The organism is Thalassospira sp. (genome assembly GCF_002709775.1).
Taxonomy (GTDB): Bacteria; Pseudomonadota; Alphaproteobacteria; order Rhodospirillales; family Thalassospiraceae; genus Thalassospira.
The window spans coordinates 38644-54900 of sequence record NZ_PAQR01000022.1; the positions used below are offsets into that span (position 1 = coordinate 38644).

Annotated in this window: 14 protein-coding genes; 12 read left to right on the forward strand and 2 right to left on the reverse strand. The window is 55.5% G+C overall.

Annotated features, from left to right (window positions below; translation table 11 throughout):
* Positions 1–117: 117 nt before the first annotated feature.
* From CMO10_RS09480 to queG, 9 genes are all read left to right on the forward strand, one after another.
* Positions 118–1644 (forward strand): inorganic phosphate transporter, encoded by a 1527-nt coding sequence (locus CMO10_RS09480; protein ID WP_044828026.1) that lies wholly within the window; start codon positions 118–120, stop codon positions 1642–1644.
* Between the two features lie 232 nt (positions 1645–1876).
* Complete coding sequence (locus CMO10_RS09485) at positions 1877–2422, forward strand: VUT family protein (RefSeq protein ID WP_297021168.1); 546 nt, start codon at positions 1877–1879, stop codon at positions 2420–2422.
* Positions 2423–2548: 126 nt separating this feature from the next.
* The gene (queA, locus tag CMO10_RS09490) at positions 2549–3601 is read left to right on the forward strand and encodes a tRNA preQ1(34) S-adenosylmethionine ribosyltransferase-isomerase QueA (protein WP_297021171.1); all 1053 of its coding nucleotides are present in this window, start codon (positions 2549–2551) and stop codon (positions 3599–3601) included.
* Positions 3602–3607: 6 nt separating this feature from the next.
* On the forward strand, positions 3608–4750 hold the full coding sequence (gene tgt / locus CMO10_RS09495) for a tRNA guanosine(34) transglycosylase Tgt (RefSeq protein WP_297021174.1): 1143 nt from the start codon (positions 3608–3610) through the stop codon (positions 4748–4750).
* 3 nt (positions 4751–4753) lie between these two features.
* Positions 4754–5221, forward strand: coding sequence for a preQ(1) synthase (gene queF, locus CMO10_RS09500; protein WP_044828030.1), 468 nt, complete (start codon positions 4754–4756; stop codon positions 5219–5221).
* Positions 5222–5425: 204 nt separating this feature from the next.
* On the forward strand, positions 5426–5950 hold the full coding sequence (locus CMO10_RS09505) for an RNA polymerase sigma factor (protein ID WP_297021178.1): 525 nt from the start codon (positions 5426–5428) through the stop codon (positions 5948–5950).
* Positions 5951–6047: 97 nt separating this feature from the next.
* Positions 6048–7100, forward strand: a complete 1053-nt coding sequence (locus tag CMO10_RS09510; protein WP_297021183.1) for a FecR family protein — start codon at positions 6048–6050, stop codon at positions 7098–7100.
* Between the two features lie 176 nt (positions 7101–7276).
* A complete protein-coding gene (locus tag CMO10_RS09515) occupies positions 7277–9769 on the forward strand; it encodes a TonB-dependent siderophore receptor (RefSeq protein WP_297021186.1) in 2493 nt (830 codons plus the stop codon).
* A 119-nt stretch (positions 9770–9888) separates the two neighbouring features.
* Positions 9889–11043 carry a tRNA epoxyqueuosine(34) reductase QueG gene (gene queG / locus CMO10_RS09520; RefSeq protein ID WP_297021188.1) on the forward strand — a complete coding sequence of 385 codons (1155 nt, stop codon included), beginning with the start codon at positions 9889–9891 and terminating at the stop codon, positions 11041–11043.
* On the opposite strand, the gene CMO10_RS09525 is transcribed toward queG, so the two are convergent.
* Entirely contained in the window at positions 11044–11829 is a 786-nt protein-coding gene (locus CMO10_RS09525) for a phosphodiesterase (RefSeq protein ID WP_297021191.1), read from the reverse strand.
* A gap of 74 nt (positions 11830–11903) precedes the next feature.
* Here CMO10_RS09525 and CMO10_RS09530 point away from each other — a divergent pair, with 74 nt between their 5' ends.
* Both CMO10_RS09530 and asnB read left to right on the forward strand, forming a co-directional pair.
* Positions 11904–12176: a ribbon-helix-helix domain-containing protein gene (locus tag CMO10_RS09530; protein WP_297021194.1), complete on the forward strand. Its 273-nt coding sequence runs from the start codon at positions 11904–11906 to the stop codon at positions 12174–12176.
* Between the two features lie 11 nt (positions 12177–12187).
* Entirely contained in the window at positions 12188–14050 is a 1863-nt protein-coding gene (gene asnB, locus CMO10_RS09535) for an asparagine synthase (glutamine-hydrolyzing) (protein WP_297021197.1), read from the forward strand.
* On the opposite strand, the gene CMO10_RS09540 is transcribed toward asnB, so the two are convergent.
* On the reverse strand, positions 14018–15097 hold the full coding sequence (locus CMO10_RS09540; RefSeq protein ID WP_297021199.1) for a response regulator: 1080 nt from the start codon (positions 15095–15097) through the stop codon (positions 14018–14020). The two genes, asnB and CMO10_RS09540, sit on opposite strands and share 33 nt — an antisense overlap.
* A gap of 278 nt (positions 15098–15375) precedes the next feature.
* Between CMO10_RS09540 and CMO10_RS09545 the strand changes: the two genes are divergently transcribed.
* On the forward strand, positions 15376–16251 hold the full coding sequence (locus CMO10_RS09545; RefSeq protein WP_297021202.1) for a MurR/RpiR family transcriptional regulator: 876 nt from the start codon (positions 15376–15378) through the stop codon (positions 16249–16251).
* Positions 16252–16257 lie beyond the last annotated feature (6 nt).

Sequence of the window (16257 nt, forward strand, 5' to 3'; positions counted from 1 at the left end):
TGTTTCAGTTCAATAAGTTGATGTTGGATTGTCATAAATAAGCAAAAAAACCTTAACAAAGAGGTCCGGCTTCGACATGATCCGCCCGTCGATTCCCTTTGATGGTAACGGTTGATTATGTCGGTAAAGAAAACTGCTCTGGATAAGGATCTCAAGTGGCAAAAACGCATGGATGCGGGGCTGGGTGAAACCGCTTCGATCAGTGCAAAGCTTGGTCTGGCACTTGTCTTCCTGCTTGCCTGTAGTGCGTTTGTCGCCTTTCACATGGGCGGACTGCCGCAAAGTGGCTTTCTGATCGCGGCCGCTGTTATTGGCGGCTATATGGCGCTCAATATCGGCGCAAACGACGTTGCCAACAATGTTGGCCCGGCGGTGGGCTCCAAGGCGCTGACCATGGTTGGCGCCCTTTTGATTGCCGCGATATTCGAAGCGGCCGGTGCGATCATTGCCGGTGGCGATGTTGTCGGCACGATCAAGAACGGCATTATCGACCCGACCCAGATGCCCGATGCCAAGACCTTTGTCTGGGCTATGATGGCAGCTCTTCTGGCGGCAGCGCTTTGGCTGAACCTTGCAACCTGGCTTGGCGCACCTGTTTCCACCACGCACTCCATCGTCGGGGGTGTCATGGGCGCTGGTATGGCGGCCGTTGGTATTGGGGCGGTTAACTGGCCGACCATGGGCAAGATCGCCGCAAGCTGGGTGATTTCACCGGTGCTTGGCGGGTTGATCGCCGCAGGCTTTCTGGCCTTCATCAAATTCCGCATTCTTTACACCGAAGACCGTGTGACGGCTGCGCGCAAATGGGTCCCGATCCTGGTGGGCGTGATGGTTTCCGCGTTTTCGATGTACCTGATGATGAAGGGTGTAAAAAAAATCTGGAAGGCCGATACCCCGGTCGTGATCGCTATTGGTATTGCTGCCTTCTTCCTGACCGTGATCCCGGTGCGCAAGGCCGTCTTCCGAGCATCGGCAAGCATGACGGGACGTCGCAAGGAAATCGCATCGCTGTTTCGTATTCCGCTGGTGGTATCGGCAGCCCTGCTTTCCTTTGCGCATGGCTCCAACGACGTTGCCAATGCAATTGGTCCGCTCGCTGCCATTGTTTCGGGTGTTGATAGCGGTCAGATCGTGACCTCTGCCCCGATCCCGATCTGGGTTATGGTGATTGGCGCGGTCGGTATCTCTGCCGGTCTGATCTTGTTTGGTCCGAAGCTGATCAAGACGGTTGGTTCGAAAATCACCAAGCTTGATCCGATCCGTGCCTATACCGTGGCATTGTCAGCCGCCCTTACGGTGATTGTAGCATCTGCACTGGGCCTTCCGGTCAGTTCGACCCACATTGCTGTTGGTGCGGTCTTCGGGGTTGGCTTCCTGCGTGAAAGCCTGTCACATCGTCGTCGCCAGATCGCACCGCCGATGCTGGTGGATCGTAGCGAGAACGAGCAGGCGGACGAGCATATCGAAGCACTCCGTCAGATTGATCCGAGTGAAGCCGAAAAGGCAGAGAAGAAATTCCGCAAGCGCCTTCTGGTGCGTCGTCGCTATGCGGTGACGATTGCAACCGCGTGGGTGGTGACGGTGCCGGCCGGGGCCTTCCTTGGGGCGCTTCTGTTCTTCACCATTCGCGGCATCATGCTGTAATCGCAAAAGAATATAGTTTCGCGGCGCGGAGCCCCATTTTCCCCGGGGCGACTTGCAGCGATCTGCAGCGGCGATCAGGTTCTTCCTGATCGCCGTTTTTCCTTGACCGGGCTTTGGTCTGCGCGTAAACAGCCGCACCAAAGTTACACAGAATCCGTCCGAGATCGTCGCCCAGTTTGGTGGGCCGCGAGATTTGTTATGCGTGGGTTCATTTGATTAGAAAGGCTAACAGATGAAAGCGATCATTTTCGGTGTTCTCGCCATGGCGGTGACCGTTGTCGCATCGAACATTCTGGTCGAATACCCGCTGCCGGGCCTTCTGGCCGACTGGCTGACCTATGGTGCCTTCACCTATCCGGTCGCCTTCCTTGTTACCGATCTGACCAACCGCGCACGCGGTGCGGCGGCGGCACGTGTTGTCGTGCTGGCCGGTTTTGCGCTGGCGGTTGTTTTGTCGCTGATCTTTGCCGATACGCGCATTGCCATCGCATCGGGTTCGGCATTCCTGATTGCTCAGATGCTGGATGTCACCGTGTTTGACAAGCTGCGCCGCGCAAGCTGGTGGAAGGCCCCGCTGGTGTCGTCGGGTATCGGTTCGGCGGTTGATACCGCGCTTTTCTTCTCGATCGCGTTTGCGGGTACGGGTCTTCCTTGGGATACGTGGGCGATGGGCGACTTTGCCGCCAAGATGATTATGGCGCTGACCTGCCTTGCACCGTTCCGCCTGTTGATGAGCGTGGTCACCCCGCGCGTCAATGCGGAACCGGCCCGGGGCTAAGGCCCAAACTGATGCAGGACCAGGACGGATCAGATATGCCGTTCATGGCCTTGTGATTTATTCCGAAGGGGCGCATAAGACGCCCCTTCATTTGCTTTCTCAATTGACCCGGAATTGCCCTGATCCATGAAAGTCGATCTGTTCGATTTTGAATTGCCGCGCGAACGCATTGCAGAACATCCGGCCAATCCGCGCGATGCTGCCCGTATGCTTGATCTTTCCGGTACGGGAACTGTGGACCGTATCGTGCGCGAACTGCCCGATATTCTGCGTCCCGGTGATTTGCTGATTTCCAACGATACGCGTGTTATTCCAGCGCGCCTTTTTGGTAAACGCGGCGATGCCAAGGTTGAAGTCACCCTGCATAAGCAGGAAGGCCTTGGCACCTGGGTGGCGTTCGCCAAGCCGGCCAAGAAGCTGCGCATCGGGGAAACCTTCAAGGTCAATGAAGAATTCGAAGCCGAGGTTCTGGATAAGAAGGACGGTGGTGAAGTTACGCTGCGCTTTAACAAGTCGGGTGCAGATCTGATTGCAGCCCTTGAAAAGTACGGCGTCATGCCGCTGCCGCCCTATATCCGCCGTGAGGTCGGAGGTGATGATCAGGACAAGTCCGATTATCAGACCATCTTTGCCCAGAAGGACGGCGCGGTGGCTGCCCCGACGGCAGGTCTGCATTTTACCCCGGAACTTCTGGCCAATCTGGATGCGCGCGGGATCAAGCGCCGCACGATTACGCTTCATGTCGGGGCGGGAACGTTCCTGCCGGTCAAGGTCGATGATACCGATGATCACAAGATGCATGCCGAATGGGGATCAATCAGTAAGGAAATCGCCGATCTGATCAACGAGACGCACGCCAAGGGTGGGCGCGTGATTGCGGTCGGGACCACGTCGCTGCGCCTTCTTGAAAGTGCAGCGCGCGAGGACGGTGTGGTTGAACCGTTCGAGGCAGAGACAGACATCTTTATCACGCCGGGTTATAAGTTCCGCGCGGTGGATATGCTTCTGACCAACTTCCACTTGCCGCGCTCGACGCTGTTTATGCTGGTTTCGGCCTTTGCCGGGTTTGACCGGATGAAGGCAGCCTATAGCCACGCCATCGAAAACGAATACCGCTTCTATTCCTATGGCGATTGCAGCCTGCTTGAATGCGCCAACAAAATTGATGCACGGACATAAGAACCGATGACCGAATTTCGCTATGAATTGCTTGCCCAGGATGGCAAGGCCCGTCTGGGGCGCATTCACACAGCCCATGGCGTAATTGATACGCCGACCTTCATGCCGGTTGGCACAGCTGCCACCGTCAAGGGCATGCTGCCTGAAAACGTTGCCGATACCGGGGCGCAGATCCTTCTGGGCAATACGTACCATTTGATGCTGCGTCCGGGCGCTGAACGTATCGCGCGTCTGGGTGGCCTGCATAAATTCATGAACTGGGACAAACCGATCCTGACCGACAGTGGCGGGTATCAGGTCATGTCACTGGCGAAACTGCGCAAGATCACCGAAGACGGTGTGACGTTTAAAAGCCATATCGACGGGCGCAAGTTCAACCTGACGCCGGAACGTTCGATGGAAATCCAGCATCTGTTGGGCTCGACCATTACCATGGCATTTGATGAATGCACCCCGTTCCCGGCGACCGAACAGCAGGCGCGCGAAAGCATGCAAATGTCGATGCGTTGGGCAAAGCGGTCCAAGGATGCGTTTGTTAACCGCGAAGGATACGCGCTTTATGGCATTCAGCAGGGCAGCGTTTTTGAAAACCTGCGTCGCGAAAGCTCTGAAAAACTTGCAGAACTTGATCTTCCGGGCCATTCGGTGGGTGGTCTTGCGGTTGGCGAGGGTCAGCAGATCATGTTTGATACGCTTGATTTCTGCGTTGATATGCTGCCTGCCAACAAGCCGCGCTATTTGATGGGGGTTGGCAAACCGTCCGATCTTGTCGGTGCGGTGATGCGCGGGATTGATCAGTTTGACTGTGTGTTGCCGACCCGATCCGGGCGCAACGCACAGGCCTTTACCCATCGCGGGACGCTGAACCTTAAGAACGGCCGTCATCGCGATGACGATCGTCCGCTTGATGATCAGTGCGGTTGTCCGGCCTGCACGAAATATTCGCGTGCCTATTTGCATCACCTGATCAAGGCGGGGGAAATCCTCGGTGCGGTTCTGCTGACCTGGCATAACCTTGCCTATTATCAGGACCTGATGCTCGGCATGCGTGAAGCCATTGCCGAGGGACGCATGGACGCCTTTGCGCGCGATTTCCATGCCGGACAGGAAGGCGGGGATATCGATCCCGTGCCGATTATCGAGGACTAAGCCATGGCCGATCAAACGATTTACGACAACCTGACCATGCTGGGCGGCGATACCAAGCAGCCGGCATCGCCCGATGAAGCAGTTCTGGAACGCGTTTCAAACCCGCAGGCCGGAACCGATTACTGCGTGCGGTTTGTTGCACCGGAATTCACGTCCCTGTGCCCGATCACCGGCCAGCCTGATTTTGCCCATCTGGTGATTGACTATGTGCCGGGCGACTGGCTGGTGGAAAGCAAGTCGCTAAAGCTTTTCCTGACCTCGTTCCGCAACCATGGATCTTTCCATGAAGATTGCACGATCAAGGTCGGCAAACGCATTGTTGAAACCCTCGATCCGAAATGGCTGCGCATCGGCGGGTACTGGTATCCGCGCGGCGGTATTCCGATCGATGTGTTCTATCAGACCGGCCCGGCCCCGGACGGTGTCTGGATCCCCGAGCAGGGCGTCGCCCCGTATCGTGGGCGCGGCTAAGCGCCAAGACAGACGCAACGCACTCCTAACGTGTCTGAAAAGACCGTCCGGTATTTCCGGGCGGTCTTTTTGTTTGTCGGGGCTCCGAAGTTCATGCTTGATCTAATATTTGCGAATTATTCTCATTGTCATAAATGGGGATTGCTGTTATTCGATGGCCATCAGGTATCTGCCTGTCTTTGGGTAACGAATGGTTCGACATCAATGGCGCGCAGCAGCGCATCAATCTTGATTGCAAGTTTTCAGGAAAACTATGAACAGCTTCTGCGGTTTCTGACCCGGAAGCTGAATGGTGATTCCGAACGCGCAGCCGATGTGGTGCAGGATACCTATGTCCGGCTTGCCGGAACGTCCGAGCCAGATGAAACCATTGATAATCCGCGTGCCTATATCTATCGCGTGGCGGGGAACCTTGCGATTGATCGTGTTCGTCGCGAACGGCGGATGTCGGCACATATTGAAACGGATCCTGCGCAATCAGACATTCATGATCCCAAGCCCGGGCCGGAAAAGATTTTCCTGTCACGTGAACAGATCGCGATTCTTGATCATGCGCTTTCCGAGTTACCAGAAAAGCCGCGCCAGGCGCTTTTGCTGTTTCGTGTTGATGGGCTGTCACATAGCGAAATCGCCGGTCGGCTGGGCGTATCGAACAGCATGGTTGCCAAGTATATCGCGCGTGCATTGAAACACTGCCGCGATGCCCTTTTGGCGGAGGGCAAAAAATAATGATAAATTTTGGTGCGGATTTGAGGGCGGTAATTCGTCTAATGAACAGGGGTTGCGTGTCAGGCGCGGTCGGAATGGATATTCGGGGATACAGGTTTTGGCGTCCGGTATAAGCACAGACCAAACCACAGTGCTGCAGGACTACAACGATGACATGATTGCGCTGAGCGATCAGGCCATTGACCGTCTGGTGCGTCTGCATTCCGGGGATGCCAAGTCTGCAGAGTTTCATGAATTCGATATCTGGCGAGCCCAAAGTGCGGAGCATGAACGCGCCGCCCGCGATGCAGAAGGACTGCTTGGGGCGCTTGGCGAAACCGAAACTGCCAGGAACTCTGACTGGCGCGAAACAGTTGATCCTCAACGCATACCGATTGCCTCAGATGTTGCTAAAAAGCCATCGGTGCCTGCACGGTCACGCGGCTTTATCCGCCGTCGACCGGTTGTATCTACGCTCGCAGGTCTCGCGGCGATGCTGATGCTCATGATTGCTGGTCTTGAAGCCGGGGGCATATGGGCGCGCTACCATGCGGATTATGTTACCGAAACGGGGCAGTATCAGACCATCGACTTGCCTGATGGGTCGGTGGCGCACATGAATACGGCATCTGCCTTCTCGATTGATTTTTCCGGTGATGTACGGCGTGTCAGTCTGGCGTCCGGTGAAGTCATCTTTGAAGTTGCAAAGGATGCCGATCACCCGTTTGTCGTCGCAGCCCTTGATGGCGAAGCCATGGCCGTTGGCACGGTATATGGCGTTCGCATCAATGATGATTGCGCCAAGGTCACCGTGCAGGAAGGTGTTGTCGAGGTCCGCAATGGTGCGGGTCCGGCTCTTCGCCTGTCTGCGGGGGAACAAGGGGCCTATCAAAGTGGACAGGCGCCGGAACTCAACGCGGATGCGGATATTGCTACCTATGGCAGTTGGCAGCGCGGCAAGCTGATCTTTAACAGTCAGCCGCTGGGGGCAGTGATTGCCGAAGCGCAGCGCCACACATCCGGGCGGATCGTCGTCGCCCGCGATGATCTGCGCGATATGAAAGTCACCGGGGTGTTTGAGACTGCCCGACTGGATGATTTGCTGCAATCGATCGAGCAAACCACCGGTGCACACGTTCTGAAATTGCCACTCCTGACCGTAATTTACTAGGCGCAAAAGCCCGGTTTCCGGTCGGTTTGCAAAAAATCTCAAAAAAATTGAAAAATCTGGTGCAAGTCTCGTTGGGTGAGATCGTCTTAAGGTCAAAAGCGAATGATTGTGGTTCTGAATATCATTCGCAATGGGGAATCCAATTAGAAGGCCTTATGATGAATTCAGTAAATGCGATGACGAAAACGACCGCCGATGCGTCGGTCAATCTTCGTCATGGGGGAACGCGCAGCCTTTGGATGCGCAGGCTTGTTGCAACCACACTCATTTCCGGCTCGGCCATCCTGAGCCCGTGGCAGGCAGCAGCCAACAGTATTGCACCGGATGCCAAGGCCGGTGTTGAAGTTGCTCAGTCAAGCATGGTCACGGTTGATATCCCGGCCCAAAGCCTTGATCGCGCGCTAACCAGCCTCGCAGATCAGGCTAACCTGAAACTGTTCTTCCCGTCCGAGGGGCTTGGCGGCCTTGAAGCGCCGGCCCTTCAGGGGGAAATGTCCATTGATGCAGCGCTTACCACATTGTTGCGCGGCTCTGGCTACACCTGGCGTTACACCGATGGCGGTACCATCACCATTGAACAGCTCAGTTCCGGCAGTGAAGACGTACTCGATACCGTCCGGGTCGAGGCGACTGTCACGGAAGAGGCTGATGGTCCGGTTGATGGCTATATCGCCACGAAATCACTGGCAGCGACAAAGACCGGAACGCCAATCCTTGAAACTTCCCAGAGCATCACGGTCGTTACCAAGGATCAGATGGAAGATCAGGGATCGCAAACCATTATGAAGGCCATGCGCTATACGCCAGGTGCCTTTACCGGCCAGGTGGGTGCATCGAACCGCTATGACTATGTGATCTTGCGTGGTTTGGTCGACCGGTCGATTGACAACATCTATCTTGATGGTCTCAAGACCATGAATGATGACTCGACCTATAGCTCCATGCAGGTTGATCCGTATTTTGTCGAACGTGCTGACGTGGTCAAAGGGCCGGCGTCGGTGTTGTACGGTCGAAGCTCCCCGGGCGGTATTGTCGCGCTTTCAAGCAAGAAGCCACAGTTTGAACAACAGGGCGAAGTCGAGGTTTCCTACGGCAACCGTAACCAGCGCGGTGTCGGTTTCGATCTGACCGGTCCACTCGACGATGCCGGCAAGCTTGCATATCGCGTTGTCGGCAAGGCGGATGCGGCCGACACCCAGTTTGAAGGTACGGAAGAAGAGCGCTATGCAATTTCACCTTCGCTAACCGCGAACTTCACGGATGATACGCGCGTTACCCTGATGGCGTATCTTCAAAAGGACCCGGAGGGCGGAACCCATAACGGTCTGCCATCAGAGGGCACATTGTTCCCGCGGAACGGCAAATACATCTCGACCGGATTTTTTGATGGTGACCCGTCGCTTGAAGCGTTCGAAAGAAATCAGAACATGGTCGGATATCAGTTTGAACATGATTTCGACGATTCTCTTACCGCCCGACAGAACTTCCGTTTCCTTGATGCTTCGGTTCACATCGACCAGATTTATCAAACGGGTTGGGATGGATCGTCGGATAACCTGAACCGGCGTTATGGTGGCGGCGATGAGAGCATGCGTGCTTATGCGGTCGACAACCAGCTACAGGCTGAGTTTGCGACAGCAGACGTTGATCATACTTTGTTGGGTGGGTTTGATTACCAGCATCGGCGTACCGAAAATACCTGGCAGTTTCCGACCGCTTCGGACATCAATGCTTTCAATCCTGTATATGGAAGCCCGGGCGTAACCCTTGGTGCGCCAACCACCAGCAGTGTGCAAACGCTTGAACAAGCTGGACTGTATCTTGAAGACCAGATCGAATACGACAACTGGCGGTTTTCGCTGGGCTTGCGTCAGGATTGGGTCGAAACAACAAAGCTTAATCGCCTGACAGAGAAAAAGACTGGCGAAGATCGCCAGAAGCTGACGAAGCGCGCCGGTGGGCTCTATCTGTTTGATAATGGCATCGCACCCTATGTCAGCTATTCAGAATCCTTCAACCCAAGTCTGTATGCGGACGTTGCGGGCAACCCGATCGAACCATCCGAGGGAACGCAGTACGAGGCGGGTGTGAAATACCAGCCGGAGAACGGCAACCTTCTTTTGAGTGCGGCAGCGTTTTACCTCGAACAGGATAATGTCGCGATTTATGACTCATCGACTTTTGCCTACGATCCCGTTGGCAAGATCGAAAGTCAGGGTCTTGAACTGGAAGCACGCGCGAACCTGAACGAGAACCTGAGTGTCATTGCATCCTACACATACACTGACGCAGCCTATGATGCGCCGGGCGACACCAAAGACGGCAAGCAACCGATGCAGGTGCCAGAGCATATGGCATCGCTTTGGGGGAATTATTCCTTCTATTCAGGTGCGTTAAATGGCCTGTCTGTTGGTGCAGGTGCTCGGTTTGTTGGTGAAATGGCGGCCAATGAAACCAACACCATCACGGTGCCCGATTACACCATTTTTGACCTGTCCCTGAATTATGACATGTCCAATGTCGGATTGGAGAACACTGATCTTCGGGTGAATGTGAACAACCTGCTGGATGAAGAATATGTCGCATCCTGCTTGATCACATCGTCGTCGGATAACTGTTACTATGGTGAAGAACGCTCAATCCTTGCGACTGTTCGCTATCGTTTCTGATCAGACCCGATTTCAGATCACAGGCCGCAGCTTCATGCTGCGGCCTTTTGCGTTTTGGGCGGATGATTATATAAGGCAGCAGACAGAGGCCGTGAAACAAGACAAGCCCGCACCACGCCATGACGAAGAAAACGCGCCAAAACATCACGTTTGAGATGCTTCAGGCCAAAGCCCGTGAAATCGGCTTTGATGTCTGTGGTGTGGCGCGGCCAAAGATTGATGCGCGTAATCAGCAACGTCTTGATGAATTTGTCGCCGGTGGTGAATACGGCTCCATGGGCTGGATGAATGATCCGGAACGGTTGCCGCGTCGGCGCGATCCGGAAATGCTTTGGCCCGATGTCAAATCGGTCATTGTTCTGGGCAGCAATTATGGACCGGCAGAAAATCCGATGGCGTTACTCGACCATCCCGACCGGGCGATGATTTCGGTCTATGCCAAGAACAAGGACTATCACGACCTGATCAAAAAACGCCTGAAGCAGCTGGCGCGCTGGGTCGTTGAGCAGTCCGGCGGGACGGAACAGGTCAAGGTGTTTGTCGATACCGCCCCGGTTCTGGAAAAGCCGCTTGGGCAGGCATCTGGGATTGGCTGGCAAGGAAAGCACACCAATCTTGTGTCGCGCGAATTTGGCAGTTGGTTGTTCCTTGGTGAGATTTTCACGACCCTTGAACTGCCGGAAGTCGAACCGGAAATCGATCATTGCGGTTCCTGCTCAAAATGCCTGTCAGCCTGTCCGACGGATGCCTTTCCTGCCCCCTACAAGCTTGATGCGCGCAAGTGCATCAGTTACCTCACAATCGAACATGAAGGGCCGATCCCGGTCGAGTTCCGCAAACCCATGGGCAATCGTATCTATGGCTGTGATGATTGTCTGGCGGCCTGCCCGTGGAACAAGTTTGCCATCCGAACGGAAGAGTTGGCCTTTATCCCGCGTGTCGAATTGACCGCGCCGCGACTGGCGGATTTCCTTGATCTTGATGATGCAGGTTTTCGCGCGTTCTTCACCGGATCGCCAATCAAACGGATCGGTCGGGCAAAGTTCCTGCGCAATGTTTTGATCGCTGCGGGCAATAGCGAGGCACCGCATCTGATTCCGCGTATTGAAAACCTGCTGACGGATGAAAGTGCCTTGATCCGGGCCAGCGCAGTTTGGGCTTTGTCACAATTGATCGAGCCTGCGGCGTTTGCCCAAGCCCGGAAAGCACATTTTGCAAACGAAGCGGACGCCACCGTTCGCGATGAATGGGATCGGGCCACACAAGCCGCCTGATCAAGCTTCCATATCAAACTTCACGAAATTGAAGTGATAGCGAAGCCCGCCCGCGCTATCGGCAAAGGCAATGCCATAGCCCGGTCCAAGCGGGTTGGGGTCCTGAAGCTCTTCTTCCTTCTCATGGCGGAAATCAAGCGGTTCACCCGACTGGGTGCTGACGCCGAGAACAAACGGAACGCCAAGCCAGGTGCCAGTTGCCGGACGATGCAGATGACCAAAGAAAAGGTGTTTGATCTGCGGGTTGGCGGTGACGATTTCACCAAGTTCTGCTTCGGCATCGAGACGGATCGAATCAATAAAGGGCAGGCCCATTTCCATCGGTGGGTGATGCATGAACAGGAAGGTCGTCGTGTCACGATGTGCCGTCAGTTCATCGCGCAACCAGTCCAAACGTTGTGCACACAGCGTGCCGTGATGGTGGCCGGGAACGATGCTGTCCATCAGGACAAAGCGTACGCCATTGAAGGTCTGGCCGAAGTTGACAAAGCCATGGGTGTCGGTTTCGGTTGTCGGAAAGGCATCGCGAAACGCTTCACGGATGTCATGATTACCCGGAATAATCAGATATGGGATGGCAAGGTCCGAGAGGATCTCGACCGCATTTTCATACTGTTCCGGTGTGCCGCGATGGGTGATGTCACCGGTGATGATGCAGATTTCCGCATCCGCGTGATAGGTGTTGACCTCTGCTATGACCTTGCGGAGGGTCGCTGCCGCATCGGGCAGGCGCGATACGTCATTTCGGGCCAGAATGTGAAGGTCGGAAAGATGTATGAATTTCATGTCGATGCCCTATCATGGCGGAAAGCTTTTGAAATCATGGTCGTTTTTGTGCCGGAGTTAAAGACTAAACACCGATGGATGATGCCGTTCGTAAAAGATCAGTGACAATTGCCGGCCACCGGACGAGCTTTTCGCTCGAAGATGCGTTCTGGGAAGAACTGGTTGGCATTGCAGAGCGTCGCGACCTGACGCTGGCCGAACTGGTTGTCGAAATCGATACCGACCGTGAAGGCAATCTTTCGAGTGCCCTGCGCCTGTATGTTCTGCGCGATCTGCAAGGCCGGTTGGCCGGTGACGATGATGATGCCGAGCTGGCCGGTCCTGAAAGCGGCAGCGACCGGATTTAGGCAGGGCATCCATGTGTGGCGTCGCAGGCTTAACCCAAACGGACGATCCGAATGCCATCAATGCCATGCTCCAGCGGCTTGCCCATCGGGGGCCGGATGGTTCTGGCGTCTGGGCAGATCCAGGCAGCAAGATCGTGCTTGGATGTGCGCGCCTTGCCACTACTGATTTGAGCGATCAGGCCAACCAGCCATTCGTTACGTCAGATGGGCGGTTTGTTCTGGTCTTTAATGGCTATATCGTCGGTCATCGGCGCCTGATGCAGGCGGCGAAAGCCGACAACGGGCTAGTTTTCGAAACGGGAAGTGATGCGGAACTTGTCCTGCAATTACTGGCCCGGGCGGTCCGGCGCGGAGATGATCCTGCCAGCGTGCTTGAAACCTTGTCCGGGCAGTATGCGCTTGCCTTGTGGGATAGGACGCAATGCTGTCTGTGGCTGGCGCGCGATCCGCTGGGGATCAAGCCGCTTTATGTTTTGAAGCGCCCGAACGGGCAGATTGCCTTTGCCTCAGAGATATCGGCGTTTTCGGCAATCGCTCCGCTTAAGCGTGATGAGACGATCAAGCGGCAATATCTCGCCCATCTGTTTGTGCCCGCACCGGAAACGGGGGTAGCGGGCGTAACCCTTCTTCTGCCCGGGACTGTTTTGCGGTGGCAGGCGGGCGAGGTGGATGAGCGGCGTATTGCGCACCCGGCTCAGAAGGCTGGCGGAGCAGGGAATGTCGCGACACCTGAGACATTGCTTTCTGCTGTTCGACAATCGGTTGCTGGTGCAATGGATGCCGATTGCCCGGTCGGGTGTCTGGTTTCGGGCGGGCTGGATAGCGCCGGGGTTGCGGCATTGGCGTGTGATATTGCCCGCGAAACTGGAGAACCATTGCCGCCAGCGTTTGTCATGGGGTTCGATGATCCGGCTATCGATGAAACGGCTGCGGCGCAAAACCTGTGTCGTCATCTGGGACAGGACCTGCATGTCGTTGCTGCTCCAAACACGCCAGAGGAAATCCATCAGGAGCTTATTGCAGGATTGCAGAGCGTCGGCGGACCTTTCGCCAATCCGTCCATTGTTCTGATGCGCTGCCTTGCAAAGGCTGTCAGCGCGGATGTCAAAGTGTGCCTGTCTGGTGATGGCGGTGATGAGTTGTTTGGCGGCTATCCGCGATATCGGGCGGCACAGCTTTACGACGACTATTGGCGGTATGTGCCCAAACCCGCGCGACGCTTGATGGCTAGCCTGTCCGGGTTTGGCAATCACAGGGAAATGCAGCGCTTTCTGTCGGGCACATCGGGTGGGCCCGATCATGCTTTTGACGTCTGGAACAACCGTTGTGCCATTCCCGAATGTGATGCCCGGATTGCTTGGCGACCGGATCTGGACTGTGGCTTGGTGGGCGCGATGATGAATTTTGATCGTGATGTCACACTGCCGGGTAATCAGTTGCTGATGTCAGATCGGTGCGGGATGGCGCATGGGTTGGAATATCGCCTGCCGCTTTTGGGGAATGACGTTGTGCGTATTGCCGCCTCAGTCCCGGCGAAGCAACATCTTAAAACCGGTCCAAAGACCCTCTGGCGTCAGGCCATCTCGCCTTGTCTGCCAGCCGGGCATGTCCGGAACCGTAAGATCGGGTTTAATCCGCCGGTGGCAAAATGGCTTGGCGATGTTGCCCGATATCTGTGGGGAGATGAGAACCGTATTCTTGAGACGGTGTTTGCGGATGTCGCGATTTCACGTGATGTCAAAGCCGCCTACTGGAAGCGCGCGGTGTCCGGCCATGATCTTGATATGGCGCTTAGCATCTGGGCGCTGATGGTCTGGCAAATATGGTGTGGGCTGGATGGATCAAACGTGCGGAGCACTGCTGATATTGCGTGATCGACGATAAAGATTGAGTGCGGTCAGGGCCGTGGGGGCGAGCTGCACAACCTGGCGCGAAAGCGACAGCAGTCGGTTTTCATCGGGATCGTTATCTTCGAATTCGGACTGGGTTGTCTCGCACAGCTCAGACAGCTGGCGAAGGCCAAAGGTGCCTGACGTGCTTTTAAGGGCATGGACCTCGTTGCGCACGGTGGTCATGTCGTCCTCAGAAAGCGCCTTGTCGATTTTGACCAGACGGGATTCCGTTTCGTTGATGAAGATCTCGATCCCGCATCCGGCCCCTTCATCGCCAGCATCGGTATAAAGCTGCTCAAGAATGCGGACATCAAGAACCGGGCTGGTCAGGGATTCCGGGCGCGGCGGGCGTCCGATCCGTGCACCCTTGCTGCGTTTCTGGGCGGCATTCGGATCAACGGTGGTGCCACTGCGCCGGGTGATCAATTCCTGCATGGTGTCGATCAGTTTTTGCCGCTGGATGGGTTTGTTGATGAAATCATCAACGCCAGACTGCCGGGCAATGACGTTCCAGTCACGCGACTGATGGGCGGAAAGCGCAATGATCGGGGTACGCGCCACCGGGCCGCTCATATGGCGGATGCGTCGCGTCGTATGCAGGCCATCCATGTCGGGCATTTCGACATCCATCAGGATCAGGTCGGCATTCACCCCGCGTTTGAGCATGTTCAGAACAGTCTGACCATTGCTGGCCTCAACAATGCCATATCCCTCGGCCTGAAGAATGCGCCGTGCGACCATGCGGTTGCTTTCACTGTCATCGGCGATAATGATGGTGCCGATCTTGGCGTCATTGGCAGAACTCGCCAGATCAAGCCGCTCGGACTGCGGAACCTGTGGTTTGACAAAGCAGACCGAGATCATGCCGCCATCGGCAAGTTCGGTTTCATTGAAGATCAGGTCTTCCTCGGCAACGCCCGAAATCAATTGTTCCCACGCCGGATTGGCAAAGACAATCCGTTCTTCTGCATCAAACAGGGCAATGCCTGCTTGTGCCTGATTAAGGGACTCAATGATCTTTGTTTCCATTGGTCATCCACCGATTCGGTGTTGCGACTTCCACCATTGGGCGCTTTTGCGTTTGCGATATGAAACGCAAGAGTTTCACCTTTGAACCCCGGTATTTTTACAGTTTTTTCTAATAAGTCCATGTTTTTTAGACTTCACGCAAATTCCAACTGCCCTTGCGATGAAACATAAAGCTGAAACAAGTGTTTCAAAATTTGAGCTTGTGAAACATGTGTTGTGTCGATGCGTCACCTGTGGCGTAATCATGGTTTCCTTGGTTCGGCGCGGGTATCTTGGTGATGGGTGTGCAGACTGATTTGCGTGAAAAACTGATATCGGACTACGCCAAACTTAGTCCGCAAATGCAAAAGGCTGCGCGCTATATCCTTGATCATCCAAGTGATGTCGCCCTGCGCTCGATGCGGGCACTGGCCCGTGCCGCAGACGTCCCGCCCAGCACGATCACCCGGTTGATGAGCGCGATTGGCGTCGAAACCTGGCAAGAATTTCGCGATCATTATCAGAATCGGTTGCTTGATCAGCCGGCGAGCTATGCCCAGCGCGCCCGCGAAACCCAGCGGACCGAGAATGATGCCAACCGCGATGAGCATCTTCTTGAAAGCATCTGCCGCACAGAGATTGATAATATCAGTGCTGCCTTTTCGCCCGAACTTGTGTCGCGCATGATCGAAGCCTGTGAGGCGATCGAAGATGCCCGGCAGGTGTTCATCGTCGGGCGTGGTGCGGCCTATCCGGCGGCATGTCAGTTTGCCTATGCCTATCGGCTGTTTTGCGACAATGGCGTTCTGGTCGACGGCCATTCGGGCACGTTTGGTGATGAGCTGCGCGGCATCGGGCGACGGGACCTTTTGATTGCGGTCGGTGCCAAACCCTATATTCGCGATACGGTGCGCGCGGTCGAGTTTGCCCGCTCCCAGCATTGCCCGGTGATTGCACTTACAGATTCCGACGTGTCGCCAATTGCCATGGATGCGCTGTGCAAGCTTGTCGTGCGCGATACGTCACAATCCTTTTTCCAAAGTTTTACCGCCGCCCTTTCGGTCATGCAGGCGCTTGTTGCCCTGCTGGTCGCACGCGGTGGCCCGAAGGCCCTGCAACGGATTGCCGCTGCAGAAGAACAACTCGCTGTCTTTGATACATATCTCGAAGACTAGGCACTT